A 15923-nucleotide genomic window follows, 5' to 3' on the forward strand; every position below is an offset into this window, starting at 1 on the left:
AACAGCATCATGGCAGTTGGTCCGGCTACTTTGCCTCAATTACATCCGGTAAACGGGTTTCGTCTCGGTATTGCATCGGCGGGGATCAAGAAACCGGGCCGACGTGATGTGGTGCTGATGGAGATGGCCGAAGGCAGCTCCGTCGCGGGTGTGTTCACCCTGAACGCCTTCTGTGCCGCTCCGGTACGTATCTGCAAGCAGCACCTGGCAGTGTCACCGGCGCGTTACCTGCTGGTCAACACCGGCAATGCCAACGCCGGTACCGGCGATCAGGGCATGACCGATGCGATGACCTGCTGCCAGGCCGTGGCCGAGCGCTGCGAGGTGCCGGTCGAAGCGGTGCTGCCGTTCTCCACTGGTGTTATCGGTGAGCCGCTGCCGGTGAGCAAGATCGTCAGCGTGCTGGAAGATGCCAAAGCCGACCTGTCCGAGAACAACTGGGAACAGGCGGCATGGGGCATCATGACCACCGACACCCGTCCCAAGGCTGCAAGCGAGCAGATCGAATACCAGGGCAAGACCATCACCCTGACCGGTATCTCCAAGGGTTCCGGCATGATCATGCCCAACATGGCCACCATGCTGGGCTATGTGGCGACCGATGCCGAAGTGCCGCAGGCACTGCTGCAGCAGTGGATGAGCAAAGTCGCAGACCGTTCCTTCAACCGCATCACGGTTGACGGCGATACCTCGACCAACGATTCCTGCATGCTGGTGGCCACCGGTGCCAGCGGCGTGCGTATCGACGGCTCCGACTACGAGCTGGCGGCGCTGTTCACCGAAGCGCTGGAGCGGGTCATGCTGGATCTGGCGCAGGCCATCGTCCGTGACGGTGAGGGTGCGACCAAGTTCGTCGAAGTCTGTGTCGAATCCGCCGGTACCAGCCAGGAAGCGCTGGATGTGGCCTACACCATCGCGCACTCGCCGCTGGTCAAGACCGCGCTGTTCGCCAGCGATCCCAACTGGGGCCGTATCCTGGCCTGTGTCGGTCGTGCCGGTATCGACAACCTGGACCTGGATGCGCTGCAGATCTACCTCAACGATGTCTGCATCGTCGAGAACGGCGGCCGCGCGGCCAGCTACACCGAGGAAGCCGGTCAGGCGGTGATGGACGGCGAAGAGATCCTGATCCGTGTGGTTCTGAACCGCGGTCAGGTGATCGAGCGCGTCTGGACCACCGACCTGTCCCACGACTACGTCAGCATCAACGCGGACTACCGCAGCTGATCTGACCTGCCCAAACTGATATGTCCAAACTGATCCACGTTGCCGCGGCCGTCATTCGTGACCGCCGCGGTTGTATTCTGATCGCCCGTCGTCCTGACGATAAGCACCAGGGTGGCCTCTGGGAGTTTCCCGGGGGCAAGGTAGAGCCCGGTGAGCCGGTTGCCGATGCGCTGGCGCGCGAGCTGCACGAAGAGCTGGGTATCCGCGTCACCTCCGCCCGTCCACTGATCCTGATTCCCCATCACTATCCCGATAAATCGGTGCTGCTGGATGTCTGGGAGGTGGACGGCTTTGACGGTGAGGCGCATGGTGCCGAAGGCCAGCCGGTCTGCTGGGTTGCGCCGGAAGAGCTCGATGACTACACCTTCCCGGCGGCCAATACGCCGATAGTGGCGGCGGCCCGATTGCCTGAGCGCTTGCTGATCACCGGCTCTGCTGCTTCGCCAGAGGAGTACGCGGGGTGCCTGCGGGGGGCTCTGGAGCAGGGGGTAAGTCAGGTGATGCTGAGGGCCAAGGCACTCTCCGAGGATGAGTTTGCCGACCTCTACCGATCACTGCTGCCACTGTGCGAACAGAAGGGCGCCTTGCTGGGTGTGAATACCTCGGTCGAACAGGCCAATACGCTCGCTGCCGAGCATCTGCACCTGACCTCTGAGCGCCTGCAGGCGCTGGCTTGCCGCAGCGAGTTCAGCGGCCGCTGGCTCAGTGCGTCCTGTCACAACGCCGAGCAGATCCGTATGGCGGAAGAGAAGGGCATCGACTTCATTACCCTGTCACCGGTGCAGGCGACCTCATCCCATCCGGGGGAGCCGGTGCTGGGCTGGGCGCAGTTTGCCGAACTGGTCGCGGAATCTACCCTGCCGGTCTATGCCCTCGGCGGATTGGGTGAAGATGATTTGGCCAGGGCGCGAAAACATGGAGCACAGGGAATAGCGGCCATCTCGGCCTGGTGGTAAAACACAGGCATTACGGCAACGAGCCAGTTGGTTATCGGCTTTTTAGTCGCAGGCATAAAAAACGGCACACTCATCCGAGGTGCCGTTTTTTTGTTTCAAGTCTTCTACTTAGTCTTCGATGATGCGCATCGACAGATCCACCGCACGGCAGTGCTTGGTCAGCGCACCGATGGAGATGTAATCGACGCCGGTGTTGGCATAGTCGAGCAGGGTTTCGTCGGTGATGTTTCCGGAAGCTTCCAGCTTGGCGCGACCGGCCGTCTGGGCCACAGCGGCGACCATCCGCTCCGGACTGAAGTTGTCCAGCATGACGATATCGGCTCCGGCCATCAGTGCGCGTTCCAGCTGCTCTTCGGTTTCTACCTCGATTTCAACCGGCTTGCCAGGGTGATTCTGGCGTGCGGTTTCGATCGCCTGCTCGATACCACCACAGGCCATGATGTGGTTTTCCTTGATCAGGAAAGCATCGTAGAGACCGATGCGGTGGTTGGAGCAGCCGCCACAGCTGACCGCGTATTTCTGCCCCATGCGCAGGCCGGGAATGGTCTTGCGGGTATCCAGCAGGGTAACCGGTGTGTCGGCGACACGCTGGGCATATTCGTGGCTGACGGTCGCAGTGCCGGACAGTGTTTGCAGGAAGTTCAGTGCCGCACGCTCACCGGTAAGCAGGGAGCGAGCCGAACCTTCCAGGCGGAAGAGTACCTGATCTCGCTCTACCAGCTCGCCATCCTTGACCAGCCATTCAATCTTGACGCTTGGGTCCACCTGGCGGAAGACTTCGTCCACCCAGGCCTGGCCGCACACGACAGCGGTCTGGCGCGAGATCACCCGGGCCTTTTTCTGGTCGCTGGCCGGAATCAGCTCAGCGGTGATATCGCCGTTGCCTACATCCTCTTTGAGGGCGGTGCGAACATTCTCTTCAATGATCGGTTTGAGCTCGGTCAGCGTCAGCATGGTGGCGGGCCTGTCCCTATGATGTACTATGGAGCGCGCATTTTACCGGAAATAGGGCAGCCTGAGTATGCTGTCGGAGTACACCCTTTGGACCAGACGCGCTTGACCATCATTGACCACTGTATCGAGGGCACGCGACGCCTCGCTTCGCCCAATTGCAACGAGCGTCCAGAGGGCGAGATTTCGCTGCTGGTGATTCACAATATCAGTCTGCCTCCCGGGCAGTTCGGAGGTGGTCATATTGCCGAACTGTTTACCAATCGTCTGGATCCGAACGGGCACCCTTTCTTTAAAGAGATCGAGGGGCTGGAAGTATCCGCGCATCTACTGATTGAGCGTGACGGCCAGATGACCCAGTTTGTGCCTTTTGATCGCCGGGCCTGGCATGCGGGCAAGTCCTGTTTCCAGGGACGCGAAGCCTGCAATGACTTCTCCATCGGTATCGAGCTGGAAGGGACCGACGAAGTGCCTTATACCGATGCGCAGTACCAGGCACTGGTCGCGGTTACCCAAGCACTGCTACAGGCCTACCCGGGCCTGACCCGCGATCGGATCACTGGTCACAGCGATATCGCCCCGGGTCGCAAGACCGATCCCGGTCCGGCGTTCGACTGGGCGCGTTTTATTGATGCGCTTGGATGATTTGAGAATGGTTTTCAATTATTATATCGACCCCGATTTTCTTGCGTTCCGAGGACAGCATGGCCGCTTTGCTCAGTATTGAAGGTCTCAAATGTGCATACCAATCGCAGACAGTGCTGGATGGCGTTGCTCTGTCGATGGAGCAGGGCGAGATCGCCTGCCTGCTGGGGCCCAGTGGCTGTGGCAAGACCACGGTACTCAGAGCGATTGCCGGTTTTATCAGTCCTCTGGCGGGACAGGTACGACTGGGTGAGCAGGTGATCAGCAGTCCTGATCAGGTGGTGCCGCCGGAAAAGCGCGGCATGGGCATGGTGTTTCAGGACTATGCGCTCTTTCCGCACCTGAGCATTGCCGACAACATCGCCTTTGGTCTCAGCGGTCTGGGACGTGTCGAAAAGCGCAAGCGGATTCAGGAAGTACTGGACCTGGTCGAGCTGCCCGACTTGAGTACCCGCTACCCGCATGAACTCTCTGGTGGTCAGCAGCAGCGTGTGGCGCTGGCACGCGCGCTGGCGCCCGATCCCCGTCTGCTGCTGATGGACGAACCCTTCTCCAACCTGGATACCGATCTGCGCCGCCAGTTGTCGCAGGAAGTGCGCGATATTCTCAAGCAGCGTGGCATCGCCGCCATCATGGTGACCCACGACCAGCAGGAAGCCTTCACCATCAGTGACAAGATCGGCATCCTCTCTGCCGGCAAGGTACAGCAGTGGGGCACGCCCGAGCAGCTGTATTACCAGCCAGCGACCCCGGAAGTGGCCGCGTTCGTCGGCAAGGGCGAGCTGTTCGGCGGCAAGGTGAACGAAGTCATGGCGGTAGAGACCGAACTGGGGCTGCTGGAGTTTGCCGAACCGCTGGGCGTTGACGGTGGCTGTGATGTTCAGCTGTTCCTGCGACCGGGTGACCTTTACCTGAGTCACGACGGTGGAGTACCGGGTGAAATTGTCGGATCCGAATTCCAGGGGAGTCAGACACTTTATCGCGTCCGGCTAGGCTCAGGGCGTGAAGTCGAAGTACTGGAGCAGGGGCTGCACCGCTACCCCGAGGGCGAGCGCCTGAGTGTTCATGTGACCGCCCACCGACCGATCATTTTTTCCTCCTGCCCGACCCGCTGATCCTGATAGCAGGTTCTGGCACGGAGCCTGCCTAATTCCTGTTAAATGCCCTGATATAGGGCTAATTTCTGGGTGCTTTCTACTCCAGCAGTGTATTGAGTGCCGGCTCACGCTCGCCTGCATGCTTTTGGTTCATGCCCCGGGGATCTTCATAACCGGCCCTGCACTGCTCCAAACCCAGCTCGGGATTACGGCCAGTGCCGCCGAGGTGCTCTACTGGATCGCCAATGGCAAGACCAACCAGGAGATTGGCAAAATCCTCGGTATGAGCCCGAGAACAGTCAACAAGCACCTGGAGCAGGTGTATCCGGCACTGGGAGTGGAAAATCGCACCGCAGCGGCAGGCGTGGCACTGCGGATCATGGTGCGGGAGAGAAGCTGCCCTGAGGAAAGTGTTTGAAGCCGATGATCTGAACGACACTACAGCGTTGTTGCCCTTGGGGGAGGATCGATGTCAGGAATCTCGCCATCGCGCTTGCCGGGTGGGCAGATGGAATAGCGCTTATGTCGAAAACATTCAATATCCATCCTCAGGCATTCGCTACCTTCTCATACTCAATCTATGAGGAGACACAACATGGCACTACGCACAAATTACTTCGAGCTGGCACCTAAGGCGATTCATATTCTGATGAGCCAGGAAGACTATCTGGCTGAGCAGTTTGCGGCTTCAGACACTGTCACGAAGCGCACCTGGGAGCTGGTCAAGCTAAGAGTATCGCAGATCAACCAGTGCGCCTTCTGTGTTGATATGCATAGCAAGGAGCTGATGAGTCAGGGAGAAACCCCGGAACGTATCATTGGCTTGAGTGCATGGCGTGACATGCCGATGTACTCCGGGACTGAACGGGCGGCTCTGGAGTGGGGGGAGCATTTGACGACGGGGCAACGGGTGGACGATATTCGTCACCAGGAGGCCGTTCAGTCACTAGGTGAGCAAGCCGTGGTGGATTTGACCATTGCCGTCAATGCCATCAATAGCTGGAACCGAATCGTCAAGGCGTTCAAACCAGAGGTCGGCAGTTATAAACCGCGATAAACCCATTCAACAGGCGTTCAGTTTTTTACTGTTCCAGCCTTCAGGTCCACTGTCCGCATTGGTGCAGGGGGTATGGTCGGCTTCTGTTCTGCAGCCCGCCCCCCTCGTGAAGCCGCTTTATGCCGATGCCGGCAGTGGCATTCTGTTCAATCTATGTGGCGAGGTCACCATGGGGGATGCCGCCCTGCCGGAAGGTGTGATCATGCTGCCGGTGAAAAAAATGGCAGAGAAGATTGTCATGTCTCCGGGGGCACGGCTGGCCGGTATTCGTTTTCATCCGGCGATTGGCTACGGTGTTTTAGGGCGGCACTACGATAAGCCGACGTTGTTATTGCCGGCAGATGATCAACTGTACCATCTCTATAAAATGTTCACGGAGCTGCAACTGATGACGCAGGATAACACGCGTCAGGTTGAAGCCCTTTCTCAGTGGGCACACCATAACCTGGACTTTACCAATGTGATTCCAGACTGCCTTGAAACAGCGCTTGAATCGATCGAGCAGGGTGACTCGCCTGGCCAACTGAGCGAAAGCGCACCGCTGAGCCAGCGCCAGATCGAGCGTCATTTCCGCTCCTGGCTGGGTATGACGCCCAAACACTATCAGCGTATCTTGAGGATAAAACAGGCGATCTGTTTTCTGCGGGGGCATAAAAACGCCAACTTGGCTGATGTCGCTTATGCATTTGGGTTCAGTGATCAGGCCCATATGACCCGGGAGTTCCGCACGATTGCCCGTATCACCCCACGGCAGGTGTGACGGGTGCTGGAAGAGGGGGCTTGCGCATCTGTTGCATGCCTATGGAACCAATCGGGGGCGGCTAGGGGTACCCGGACGTTCAGCTATAGTCGCAGGCGCTGTTAACCCTGGGATATGAGGGAAGGCTGGGCTTAGGGATTTCGGTACAGCGTCTTGATCAGGTGATAGCCAAAGCGGGTTTTAATCGGCCCGTGTACCTTGTACAGGGGGCGCTTGAACACCACGTCATCGAAGGCTTTTACCATATCGCCGCGGCGAAACTCACCCAGGTCGCCGCCTCGCTTACCGGACGGGCAGATGGAATGGCGCTTGGCCAGGGCATCGAACTTTTTGCCGCGCTTCAACTGGTCAAGAATCTCCAGTGCTTCTTTCTCTGTCTTTACCAGTATGTGCACTGCGGATGCTGTCGCCATATCGTGTCTCGCTGATCAGGTCGGAAATAGGCCGTTATTCTATCCTAAGCTGGTCAGAACAAGTACAGCAGGAACGGGATACCATCGCTGAGTAAATCACTCTGAATCATCTTGCTGAAGCCAGTTGCTTGGTTGAAGAGTCTTTCGATAAAACCGAGCGTTTAGAAGATGTTCCCCAATCCCATCAGTTAGTGGGTGCACTGAGAAAAGGTGGATGTGCAGGACTCGCTTTTACTGGTGAACGGGGTGGGGCACAATCGCCAAGCGTACATTACCACTCCTGTAGCCGAGCCTTATGTCCCGTACCGAACGTCTTTTAGACATCCTGCAGATCCTCCGCCGCCACCGTCGGCCGGTGAGAGGCGCCGTATTGGCAGAGGAAACCGGGATTTCCCTGCGTACGCTCTACCGTGATATCGCTACGCTCCAGTCGATGGGGGCGGAGATCGATGGTGAGCCCGGGCTGGGCTATGCGTTGAAGCCGGGCTTTCTGTTGCCGCCGCTGATGTTCTCGCCCGAGGAGATTGAGGCCCTGGCGCTGGGGCTGAAATGGGCCGGGGAGCGTACTGATGGACCCATGGGGCAGGCGGCGCGGGACGCCATGGCTAAACTTGAAGCCGTATTACCACCGGAACTGCGTCAGCGCTTCGATGACGATGCTCTGGTGATTGTTCCCTGCAGGAGGCCACCGCAGCGTGAGGATCTGCCGTTGATTCGTCAAGCCCTCAACGAGGAACGCAAGCTTTCCCTCCACTATACGGACCAGAGCGGGGCAAGGACCGATCGCGTGGTCTGGCCGGTGACCGTCGGTTTCTTTGATTCGGTCCAGGTCCTGGCGGCCTGGTGTGAACTGCGCAATGACTACCGCCACTTCCGTATAGACCGTATTCTGGAGGCCCAGGTACTTTCCGAGAAGACACCCAAACGTCGTTTCCAGATGATGAAGGAGTGGCGGAAAACACTACTGACAGAAACTGACAGTGGCGGGCATTAAAGTCTCCATACACCAAGTGAAAGGAGAAACGCATGACCAAGGAATTGATTTTCTATACCAACCCCCAATCCCGTGGGGCCATTGTGCACTGGATGCTAGAGGAAATCGGCCAGCCGTATTCGGTCCGGGTCTTGGAGTACGACACTACCATGAAAACGCCTGAATACCTGGGCATCAACCCAATGGGAAAGGTGCCCGCTATCCAGCATGGTGATGTGGTTGTGACCGAGGCTGCGGCTATCTGTGCCTATCTGGCCGATGCATTCCCGCAGGCAGGCCTTGCCCCGGCACTGGAAAACCGGGGCGAGTATTATCGATGGCTGTTCTTCGCGGCGGCCTGCGGAGAGCCTGCAATGTTCGATAATGCCGCTGGTTGGAAAGCCGATACTGCCGACCTGCAGCGTAGTATTGGCTATGGCACATTCGAGATGACCTTCGACACTTTGGCGGGCTGGTTGGCCGGACGATCCTATGTGGCCGGTGACCGGTTCAGTGCGGCGGATGTCTATGTAGCTTCGCTGCTCAACCTCGGGATGGACTTCAACCTTATTCCGCGAAAACCGGAATTTGAAGCCTATGTCGCCCCGTTACTGGAGCGTCCCGCCAAGAAGCGGGCCGATGCCATGATTCAGGGGCTGATGGCACAGGGCGTCTAGGCAATAGCTTAGCGCTCCCGGGCCACTGTCTCGGTGGCCCGGTTCCCGGCGCAGGCCTGGTGGGCAGTACTGTCCATTCCAGCTCTTCAGTGCTTGCTCAGTACCGTTTCCTGACCACAGGCGCCTTTTACTGTCGGTCAGGGAGAGAGGTAACATAGACGCCATAACACTCCCAAAACTTTCAAATCGGAGCGCATATGAAAGTCATGATTGATCTCTGTGTCATCCCTATCGGCGTTGGCGTTTCGGTATCCGAGTATGTCACGGCCTGTCAGCGGGTGCTTGAAGAAGCCGGTCTTGAGCATCAGATGCATGCCTACGGTACCAACATAGAGGGTGACTGGGATGAGGTCATGGCAGCGGTGAAGCGCTGTCACGAGGTGGTACACGAGATGGGAGCTTCGCGTATCAGCTCGTCCATGCGCCTGGGCACCCGGACGGACCGGGAGCAGAGCATTCAGGATAAAATTCAGAGTGTGACCGACAAGCTGGCCGCGGATTGAGCGGTACGGTGAATGATGACGCCATGAGCAAGCCCAAAAAATCCAACTACCTCAGCTGCTACAGCCCTCAGGTTCAGCAGCAGGCGCAGGCATTGCTGGATAACGAAAAATCCGCTGCCTGGCTGCTGAAGAAGCACCCTCAGGCGCATGAATTGGCCTCGGAAAAGGCCCTGTATGAATACGCCCAGGGCATCAAGAACCGGTTCATGCGCAGCTCGTCGCCGATCAGCAAGGTGATCTATGACGACAAGATCCACATCATCAACAATGCGCTGGGGTTGCATACCTATGCGTCACGGGTTCAAGGCAAGAAGCTGAAATCGAAAAACGAGATTAGGATCTCCTCCCTGTTCCGCAAGGTACCGGAGCCGTTCCTGCGCATGATTCTGGTGCATGAGCTGGCGCATCTGCGTGAGAAGGAGCACGACAAGGCGTTCTACAAGCTCTGCTGCTATATGGAGCCGGATTACCACCAGCTGGAGTTTGAGCTGCGCCTGTACCTGTGTCATCGCGATCGCTTTGGCGATCTGTGGTGAAAGGCGAGGGGAGAAAGCCGGGCCACAAAGAGCAGGAGCCCGGCTGAAGGCGTTGTCTCAAACCGGATTAGAAATCCAGTTGGGCACTCAGGATGAATGCACGACCCGGGCCGGGCAGGCGGCCCACCGGGCTTACATCGGCACCACGGAAGTAGTAGTCCTCATCCAGCAGGTTGTTGGCTGAAAGGGCCAGCTGAAGCTGCTTGTCGCTACCCAGGTTGAAGTCTCGTGCAACGCGGGCGTTGATCAGCGTGTAGCTTGGCAGTTTGCCAGCACTGCCATTGGCTGTTTCCGTTTCGGTGTTGGCGGCATCGCTGAAGCTGCTGCTGACATAGGTACCGGTCAGGCTGCCTTGCCACTGGTTGTGCTGATAAACCACGTTGGCCCCCCAATGATGATGCGGAGCGTTTGGCAAGTCATTGCCGATATTGTCGCCACTGCGTTGCTCGGTATCCAGGTAGGTGTAGCTGAGGCCCAGTTTGAGCCGGTTGCTGGCTTGCCAGTCGCTGCTCAGCTCGACGCCCTGAGAGCGGGCTTCGCCCAGGTTGATGTAGGTGTTGCTGGGCTTGTCGTACTGAATCAGGTCTTCGTGATCGATCAGGAAGAGCGTCGCGCCGGCAGACAGATCAGGTGTGGCTTGCAGGCGAGCGCCCAGTTCGTAGTTCCAGGCCAACTCGTTGCCCACTTCGCCGGGCTTGGTCACCTGAGCGGTTTGTACCGGCACCAGCGAGCGTTGGGCGTTGGTGTAGACGAAAAGATCGTTGGTGGCCTGATAACCGATGGTCAGGCCCGGCAACCACTTGCTGACACTGTTCTCGTCGACTGCACCCGAAATGCCATCGTTGTAGTCGGTTTTCACGTTTTCATAACGGATACCGGGTGTTACATCCAGACGACCGTTCATCAGACTGATGGTGTCGCTGGCATAAGCGGCCCAGGCGTCAGTCTCAAAGTGCCAGTCGCGCACATTGGAATAGTTGTCAGATGCGAACTCAAGTCGATTGACGTCGAACTCTACTTCCTCACGAATATAGCGTGCACCCAGGGTGATCGTATGGTTGTCCTGACGCAGTGTCAGTCGCGGCTCGGTGCCGTAGACAGTGAACAGTCTTGGCGAGTCTGCCAGATGAGTTGATGGCAGGGCCGGGTCGGCCCAGTGGTCACCGGTGCCCAGGCGCTGGCCGAAATAGAACGTGCGATCGGCGTCGTGGGCAAAGTTGCGCCACTGGAACTCGACATCGTCGTTTGGTGTATAGGTCCAGGTGACGGTGCCGCGCAGCATGTCAGCGTTATAGCCGTCAAACGGGCGCTGGGATTGGGTGAGGTCGTCTTCGTAGGCTGCGGGGCTAAGAGCGCCTGGCAGGCTGGCATCGACATCGTAGTACTGCAGTTGGGCGGCTATTTCGTGCTCAAGGTTGGGGGTGTAGCGTGCGTCCAGAATCACGTTGCTCACGTCGGTGTCAGAGTTTTTGCGAGCGCCTTCACCGTTTTGCATGTTGACCTGCAGCTGCAGGGCCAGCTGCTCATTGACCGCGCCACCGACACGGTAATAGAAGTCATTCATCAGGTTGCCGGTTTCTTCACTGATGACAACCTGTTCACGGATGGTCTGCGACAGCTCATTGGGAATAGCCCGCGTGTGCAGGTTGATCACACCGCCCAGGTTGTTGGGGCCATAATGAACGGCGGCGCCGCCGCGCACCACATCGATGCTCTGAATGCTGGGAAAGGTGACCGGAAACAGGGAGACGCCCACGTTGGTGTACGGACCGATGGCGATGGGGTAGCCGTCCACCAGGAACTGAACACGCTCACTGCGCAACGGGTTCATGCCGCGTACACCGATATTGGGCAGAATACCGGTGCCAGTTTCATCCAGAATCTGCAGGCCGGGCGTGCCGCGCAAGGCATCTTCCAGGTTGAGTGCACCGCGCTCATGCAGTTCTGCTTCGGTAATCAGATTGCGTGAACCGGGGTAGACCCTGATCTCCTCCTCGCTGGCGTTACCCAGCCAGTCACCGGTAATCACCAGAGTGTCCTGAGTGGTCTCGGCCTGGGCCATTACAGAGAAGCTGGCCAGCAGGCAGCTGCAGTACAGGGCCTTGCGGGCAAAAGGGTGTTTTGGTGACGTGCTCTTTGTGCTCATCAAACTGCGTTCCCGAATTGGTTAAGACACAAGCATCGAGTCGTTGGGCGCGGTTTAGGCTGTTTGAGTGAGGGAGAAGCCTGTCCTGCAGCGGGTACTCGATACGATGTGGGCGGGATCATAAAAGCATATTGGCGCCATTACAACATAATGATAATAATTATCACTTGGTCTTCGTATTCTATATTTGCGTGAGGGTGGCGCTGGCCGGGCAGGAAATCAGTCGCAGCAATCAGGCGTTCAGTTCGGTATAACTTTCACGCCAGCGGTTGAGATGGGTGTGAATTAGCGCCTGCAGCCGAATCAGGTTTTTCTCTCTCAGCGCCTCGACCATATCCAGGTGGTCCTGCGCACTGGCCTCTTGCGTACTGCGTTTGGTCCAGCCACGGTCGGCGCTGCCGACACCGCGCTCACGCATCTCATCGACCATACGGGACAGGTGAGGGTTGCGGCAGTATTCGTTGAAGCAGCGATGGAAAGCGAAGTTAAGCTCCATCATGCGGGTCTGGTCCTGGTTTTGAACGGCGTTGCGGAAGGCCTGAGCGAAGGCGGTCAGTTGATTCAGGCCTGTCTCGTCCATGTTGAGCATCACTTTGGCCGCGATCGCACACTCGATGAGTTCGCGCGCTTCGGTAATGGCCATGCGTTCCTGCAGGGAATGTTCGATGACTCTGTAGCCCTTGTAGGGCACATGCTGCAGGAAACCACTGCTATGCAGCTCGCTCAGCGCCGCGCGTACGGTGAAGCGGTTGACGTTGTAGGTTTCCTCTACATCAATCTGTTTAAGCCACTCACCCGGACGGTAATGGCCCGAGCCGATGGCCTGCTTGAGTTTGCTGACCAGGGCCCGGGATGCCTGGTCGGAAATCGATTTACCTTTGCTGCTCATATGTATCCCTGTCAGTGATGACTGAATCCTGTCCATGTTTTGATACCGGTGATGAGGGTATCGAAAAAAGATCGATTTTGGCGCCAATTATGCCATAATGCGCCACCTTAATGTGAATGATTCTGATTAGGTTTTCTTAATGGCGATAAGGCTACTCCGCAGGCTGCTGATATGTCTGGCGGCTGTGCCGCTGGTGGCGGCGGCCATTACGGTAACAGACGACCGTGGCGAGCAGGTTCAGTTGACCCGGTCTGCTGAGCGGGTCGCCAGCATTTCAACTTTTGGTGCCGACCTGCTATTGGCGCTCGGTATTAAACCGGCTGCCATTACTCGCTTTGGTCCTTTTGCCCAGCCGGATTATCTTGGTGACAGGCTGGATGGCGTTCCCGTTATTGGCAGTCGCTCACAGGTCAATATGGAGCTGCTGTCGGAAGCAGGCCCGGATCTGGTGCTGGCCATTCGTCGTTATACCGAAAAGGATGCCAGTCGTTTTGCCGAGATCGCGCCCTATGCCGCACTTAACCTTGTAACGCTGAATGATAGCATCCGGGCGGTATCCATTGCCGGTAAGCTGGTGGGCCGGACAGAGGATGCCGAAGAGATGAATCGTCAGTTCCAGCAGCAGCTGGAACGCTACCGCGAGCAAGCACCCGGCGGGATTTCAGCCGCTCTGCTGGTGACCGGGGGAGAAGTACCTTTCATCTACTACGATCATTTTCTGACGGCTGAGCTGCTCAGCTGGCTGAATGTTACAAATGTGGGGGGCAAGTTGGTCAATCCCGAACAGGGCTTGCCTTTGGGGTACCGCATGCGCCTTGAAGACCTGCTGAAGCAGGACCCCGATGTGATTTTTCTGTTCGCGTCCAACAAGCAGCGTGCCTTCACCCACAACCCGATCTGGCCCTATCTGAAAGCCGTTCGTCAGGGGCAGGTGTACGAAGTAGGACAGCACTGGAAGGAAGCGGCGGGTCCGGTCGCCCGCTCACTGGTAGTGCAGGAGATGGCACACAGGCTCTACCCCGATCTTTTTGCCATGCCTGACGTGCCCGTCTCGCTGCGCAGCAAGCCTTATCGTTAGGCCTGTCCGTGATTATCAAACCAATTGCCGCGACAGCTGCGCTTTGTCTGCTGCTGATAGCCTTGTCCTTGATGACTGGTGCTCAGGTCTTTACCCCTGTGGATCTTTGGCGGCTCGCCCAGGGCGCTGGAGAGCCGGTGCAGGGGATCCTGTTCTGGGAGCTGCGTCTGCCACGTACCCTGCTGGCGCTGCTGGTGGGCGCTGCGCTGGCGACGGCCGGTGGCATCATGCAGGGCGTGACACGAAATCCGCTGGCAGCGCCTGATCTGACCGGCGTCGTTGCCGGAGCCGCATGCCTGGTGGTGATCCTGAGTACACTGGCATCGGTGGATGCGGCCTGGTTTCCGCTGGCCGGGATTGCGGGTGGTGCGCTGGCAGGAGGGCTGACGTTTGTACTGGCCTGGAAAAACGGATTGATGCCGGTTCGTGTGGTGTTGGCCGGTGTGGCTATAAGTGCGGTGTGTGTCGCTGTGATGACCGGCTTGCTGGTGTTCTCGGGGGCCGAGGCGGGCGAGCTTTTCTTCTGGCTTGCCGGTGGTATCAGCGGTCGTGGCTGGGAGCAGCTTGAGCAGGTCATCATCTGGATTGCACCGCCCCTGTTGCTGGTCGTGGCTTTGGCCCGGCGGTTCCGGGTGTTACTGCTGGATGATGCCATGGGGCGCAGTCTGGGCGTATCGGTATCTCGCTGGCGACTGGTGTTCATGTTGCTGGCGGTGGGGATGACGGCCGGTGCGGTAACAGTAGCCGGGCCGGTCGGCTTTATTGGTTTGGTTGTACCCCATATTACGCGGCAGCTGCTTTCTGAACAGTCCCTTGGCTGGCTGCCGCTGAATGCTGTGCTGGGTGCGCTGCTGTTGCTCTCGGCTGATGTGTTGGCACGCTTGCCGGTGGCAGTACAGGAAATTCCGCTGGGTGTAGTGACAGCGCTTTTGGGTGGCCCTTGGCTGATCCTGCTGATGCGCAAGGATTTCGGGAGGGTTGGATGAACAGAATCGGGATTGCGCCCCTGGCCTGCTGGATCTTGTTGCCTCTGGTTATTGGGTTGAGTTTGCTGCTGAGCCTCTGTCTCGGAGCCGCTTCACTCAGTCCTGAGCAGGTTTTCGCAGCGCTGACAGGCACCGGGAGTGAGCATGGCCAACGGGTGGTCTGGGATTTACGCTTGCCCAGAGCGTTGCTGGCCGCCGTTGTCGGGCTGCACTTTGCGCTTTCGGGCTTCATATTGCAGGCGCTTAGCCGCAACCCCCTGGCAGACCCCGGGATTCTGGGGATCTCTGCGGGCGCAAGCCTGGCGGCGGTGCTGCTGGTGGTTGCGGGTGCGATGCTGCCGGCTGGGGCCAGTCTCTATTTGCAAGGTGAGCAACTGCTGGCCTGGCTGCCTCTGGGAGCCTTGGCTGGCGGTGTGTTGGCTGCAGCCGGGGTATATCGACTGAGCGGGGCGGGCCGATTGACCCCGCTCAGGCTGATTCTGACCGGTGTTGTATGTGCTGCCGTGCTCAATGCACTGATGACGGGGGGGTTGGCACTTTGGGGACAGGCCCATACTGAAACCCTGGTGGCCTGGCTGGCAGGCAGTCTGCACGGGCGTGAATGGCACTATATATGGGTGATTCTGCCTTGGACTCTGCTCGGGCTGACCGGGGCCGCTTTGATCGTTAAACCCTTGGGCGTGCTGCGCCTGAATGATGAGCAGGTACTGAGCCTGGGGGTTAATCTGGGGCGCTGGCGTCTGCTGGTTTTACTGGTGGCCACGCTGCTGGCGGCCAGTGCCGTTGCAGTGGCCGGTCCGATTGGATTCGTTGGACTGGTGGTGCCGCATATGGCGCGCTGGCTGGTACCCGGAGCGCTGCTCCATCAGCTGGGCATTTCGGCGTTGCTGGGCGCCTTACTGGTGCTTGTGGCTGATCTGGCTGGGCGTACTCTGGTGGTACCTTTCGAACTGCCCGTGGGCGTGCTCTGTGCCCTGATCGGTGTGCCCGCCTTTCTGTATCTGCTGAAACAGCAGCCTTGATGTTATG

The 15923-nt window shown here is 58.3% G+C and carries 18 protein-coding genes; 14 read left to right on the forward strand and 4 right to left on the reverse strand.

Translation table 11 applies throughout. The features are described 5' to 3' along the window. Positions 1 to 9: 9 nt before the first annotated feature. Complete coding sequence (argJ, locus tag ABD013_RS00775) at positions 10 to 1227, forward strand: bifunctional glutamate N-acetyltransferase/amino-acid acetyltransferase ArgJ (RefSeq protein WP_343800794.1); 1218 nt, start codon at positions 10 to 12, stop codon at positions 1225 to 1227. A 20-nt stretch (positions 1228 to 1247) separates the two neighbouring features. Beyond that, positions 1248 to 2183: a Nudix family hydrolase gene (locus ABD013_RS00780; protein WP_343800796.1), complete on the forward strand. Its 936-nt coding sequence runs from the start codon at positions 1248 to 1250 to the stop codon at positions 2181 to 2183. Between the two features lie 108 nt (positions 2184 to 2291). Here ABD013_RS00780 and nadC read toward each other — a convergent pair whose 3' ends face one another. Next, positions 2292 to 3137 carry a carboxylating nicotinate-nucleotide diphosphorylase gene (nadC, locus tag ABD013_RS00785; protein ID WP_343800799.1) on the reverse strand — a complete coding sequence of 282 codons (846 nt, stop codon included), beginning with the start codon at positions 3135 to 3137 and terminating at the stop codon, positions 2292 to 2294. An 87-nt stretch (positions 3138 to 3224) separates the two neighbouring features. Between nadC and ampD the strand changes: the two genes are divergently transcribed. The 5 genes from ampD to ABD013_RS00810 all read left to right on the forward strand — a co-directional run bounded on the left by ampD (position 3225) and on the right by ABD013_RS00810 (position 6693). Beyond that, complete coding sequence (ampD, locus tag ABD013_RS00790) at positions 3225 to 3779, forward strand: 1,6-anhydro-N-acetylmuramyl-L-alanine amidase AmpD (protein ID WP_343800802.1); 555 nt, start codon at positions 3225 to 3227, stop codon at positions 3777 to 3779. A gap of 59 nt (positions 3780 to 3838) precedes the next feature. Then, entirely contained in the window at positions 3839 to 4894 is a 1056-nt protein-coding gene (locus ABD013_RS00795; RefSeq protein ID WP_343800805.1) for an ABC transporter ATP-binding protein, read from the forward strand. Between the two features lie 121 nt (positions 4895 to 5015). Beyond that, entirely contained in the window at positions 5016 to 5294 is a 279-nt protein-coding gene (locus ABD013_RS00800; RefSeq protein WP_425543373.1) for a helix-turn-helix transcriptional regulator, read from the forward strand. 177 nt (positions 5295 to 5471) lie between these two features. Beyond that, positions 5472 to 5933: a carboxymuconolactone decarboxylase family protein gene (locus ABD013_RS00805; protein ID WP_343800808.1), complete on the forward strand. Its 462-nt coding sequence runs from the start codon at positions 5472 to 5474 to the stop codon at positions 5931 to 5933. A gap of 106 nt (positions 5934 to 6039) precedes the next feature. After that, entirely contained in the window at positions 6040 to 6693 is a 654-nt protein-coding gene (locus tag ABD013_RS00810) for an AraC family transcriptional regulator (protein ID WP_343800810.1), read from the forward strand. 131 nt (positions 6694 to 6824) lie between these two features. On the opposite strand, the gene ppiC is transcribed toward ABD013_RS00810, so the two are convergent. Continuing rightward, complete coding sequence (gene ppiC / locus ABD013_RS00815) at positions 6825 to 7106, reverse strand: peptidylprolyl isomerase PpiC (protein WP_343800813.1); 282 nt, start codon at positions 7104 to 7106, stop codon at positions 6825 to 6827. A 295-nt stretch (positions 7107 to 7401) separates the two neighbouring features. Between ppiC and ABD013_RS00820 the strand changes: the two genes are divergently transcribed. From ABD013_RS00820 to ABD013_RS00835, 4 genes are all read left to right on the forward strand, one after another. Continuing rightward, positions 7402 to 8100, forward strand: coding sequence for a helix-turn-helix transcriptional regulator (locus ABD013_RS00820; protein ID WP_343800816.1), 699 nt, complete (start codon positions 7402 to 7404; stop codon positions 8098 to 8100). Between the two features lie 32 nt (positions 8101 to 8132). Continuing rightward, the gene (locus ABD013_RS00825) at positions 8133 to 8756 is read left to right on the forward strand and encodes a glutathione S-transferase family protein (protein WP_343800819.1); all 624 of its coding nucleotides are present in this window, start codon (positions 8133 to 8135) and stop codon (positions 8754 to 8756) included. A gap of 197 nt (positions 8757 to 8953) precedes the next feature. Further along, positions 8954 to 9259 carry an MTH1187 family thiamine-binding protein gene (locus ABD013_RS00830; RefSeq protein ID WP_343800821.1) on the forward strand — a complete coding sequence of 102 codons (306 nt, stop codon included), beginning with the start codon at positions 8954 to 8956 and terminating at the stop codon, positions 9257 to 9259. Positions 9260 to 9282: 23 nt separating this feature from the next. Beyond that, the gene (locus ABD013_RS00835) at positions 9283 to 9795 is read left to right on the forward strand and encodes a M48 metallopeptidase family protein (protein WP_343800824.1); all 513 of its coding nucleotides are present in this window, start codon (positions 9283 to 9285) and stop codon (positions 9793 to 9795) included. 67 nt (positions 9796 to 9862) lie between these two features. On the opposite strand, the gene ABD013_RS00840 is transcribed toward ABD013_RS00835, so the two are convergent. Both ABD013_RS00840 and ABD013_RS00845 read right to left on the reverse strand, forming a co-directional pair. Further along, positions 9863 to 11941 carry a TonB-dependent receptor family protein gene (locus ABD013_RS00840; RefSeq protein ID WP_343800827.1) on the reverse strand — a complete coding sequence of 693 codons (2079 nt, stop codon included), beginning with the start codon at positions 11939 to 11941 and terminating at the stop codon, positions 9863 to 9865. Between the two features lie 232 nt (positions 11942 to 12173). Next, positions 12174 to 12830 carry a GntR family transcriptional regulator gene (locus ABD013_RS00845; RefSeq protein ID WP_343800830.1) on the reverse strand — a complete coding sequence of 219 codons (657 nt, stop codon included), beginning with the start codon at positions 12828 to 12830 and terminating at the stop codon, positions 12174 to 12176. A gap of 139 nt (positions 12831 to 12969) precedes the next feature. On the opposite strand from ABD013_RS00845, the gene ABD013_RS00850 reads away from it, so the two are divergent. From ABD013_RS00850 to ABD013_RS00860, 3 genes are read left to right on the forward strand one after another with little or no spacing between them, the layout of a single operon-like run. Further along, entirely contained in the window at positions 12970 to 13908 is a 939-nt protein-coding gene (locus ABD013_RS00850) for an ABC transporter substrate-binding protein (protein WP_343800833.1), read from the forward strand. Between the two features lie 8 nt (positions 13909 to 13916). Continuing rightward, positions 13917 to 14894 carry a FecCD family ABC transporter permease gene (locus ABD013_RS00855; protein ID WP_343800836.1) on the forward strand — a complete coding sequence of 326 codons (978 nt, stop codon included), beginning with the start codon at positions 13917 to 13919 and terminating at the stop codon, positions 14892 to 14894. After that, positions 14891 to 15916 (forward strand): FecCD family ABC transporter permease, encoded by a 1026-nt coding sequence (locus tag ABD013_RS00860; protein ID WP_343800838.1) that lies wholly within the window; start codon positions 14891 to 14893, stop codon positions 15914 to 15916. The genes ABD013_RS00855 and ABD013_RS00860 overlap by 4 nt, the downstream gene beginning before the upstream one ends. Positions 15917 to 15923: the final 7 nt, after the last annotated feature.

The organism is Marinobacterium maritimum (assembly GCF_039523155.1).
Lineage (GTDB): Bacteria > Pseudomonadota > Gammaproteobacteria > Pseudomonadales > Balneatricaceae > Marinobacterium > Marinobacterium maritimum.

Bases quoted from the DNA above. Each gene is read 5' to 3' on its own strand.
- argJ (WP_343800794.1), top strand. From the start codon at position 10: ATGGCAGTTGGTCCGGCTACTTTGCCTCAATTACATCCGGTAAACGGG.
- ABD013_RS00780 (WP_343800796.1), top strand. From the start codon at position 1,248: ATGTCCAAACTGATCCACGTTGCCGCGGCCGTCATTCGTGACCGCCGC.
- nadC (WP_343800799.1), bottom strand. From the start codon at position 3,137: ATGCTGACGCTGACCGAGCTCAAACCGATCATTGAAGAGAATGTTCGC.
- ABD013_RS00795 (WP_343800805.1), top strand. From the start codon at position 3,839: ATGGCCGCTTTGCTCAGTATTGAAGGTCTCAAATGTGCATACCAATCG.
- ABD013_RS00800 (WP_425543373.1), top strand. From the start codon at position 5,016: ATGCTTTTGGTTCATGCCCCGGGGATCTTCATAACCGGCCCTGCACTG.
- ABD013_RS00805 (WP_343800808.1), top strand. From the start codon at position 5,472: ATGGCACTACGCACAAATTACTTCGAGCTGGCACCTAAGGCGATTCAT.
- ppiC (WP_343800813.1), bottom strand. From the start codon at position 7,106: ATGGCGACAGCATCCGCAGTGCACATACTGGTAAAGACAGAGAAAGAA.
- ABD013_RS00820 (WP_343800816.1), top strand. From the start codon at position 7,402: ATGTCCCGTACCGAACGTCTTTTAGACATCCTGCAGATCCTCCGCCGC.
- ABD013_RS00825 (WP_343800819.1), top strand. From the start codon at position 8,133: ATGACCAAGGAATTGATTTTCTATACCAACCCCCAATCCCGTGGGGCC.
- ABD013_RS00830 (WP_343800821.1), top strand. From the start codon at position 8,954: ATGAAAGTCATGATTGATCTCTGTGTCATCCCTATCGGCGTTGGCGTT.
- ABD013_RS00835 (WP_343800824.1), top strand. From the start codon at position 9,283: ATGAGCAAGCCCAAAAAATCCAACTACCTCAGCTGCTACAGCCCTCAG.
- ABD013_RS00840 (WP_343800827.1), bottom strand. From the start codon at position 11,941: ATGAGCACAAAGAGCACGTCACCAAAACACCCTTTTGCCCGCAAGGCC.
- ABD013_RS00845 (WP_343800830.1), bottom strand. From the start codon at position 12,830: ATGAGCAGCAAAGGTAAATCGATTTCCGACCAGGCATCCCGGGCCCTG.
- ABD013_RS00850 (WP_343800833.1), top strand. From the start codon at position 12,970: ATGGCGATAAGGCTACTCCGCAGGCTGCTGATATGTCTGGCGGCTGTG.
- ABD013_RS00860 (WP_343800838.1), top strand. From the start codon at position 14,891: ATGAACAGAATCGGGATTGCGCCCCTGGCCTGCTGGATCTTGTTGCCT.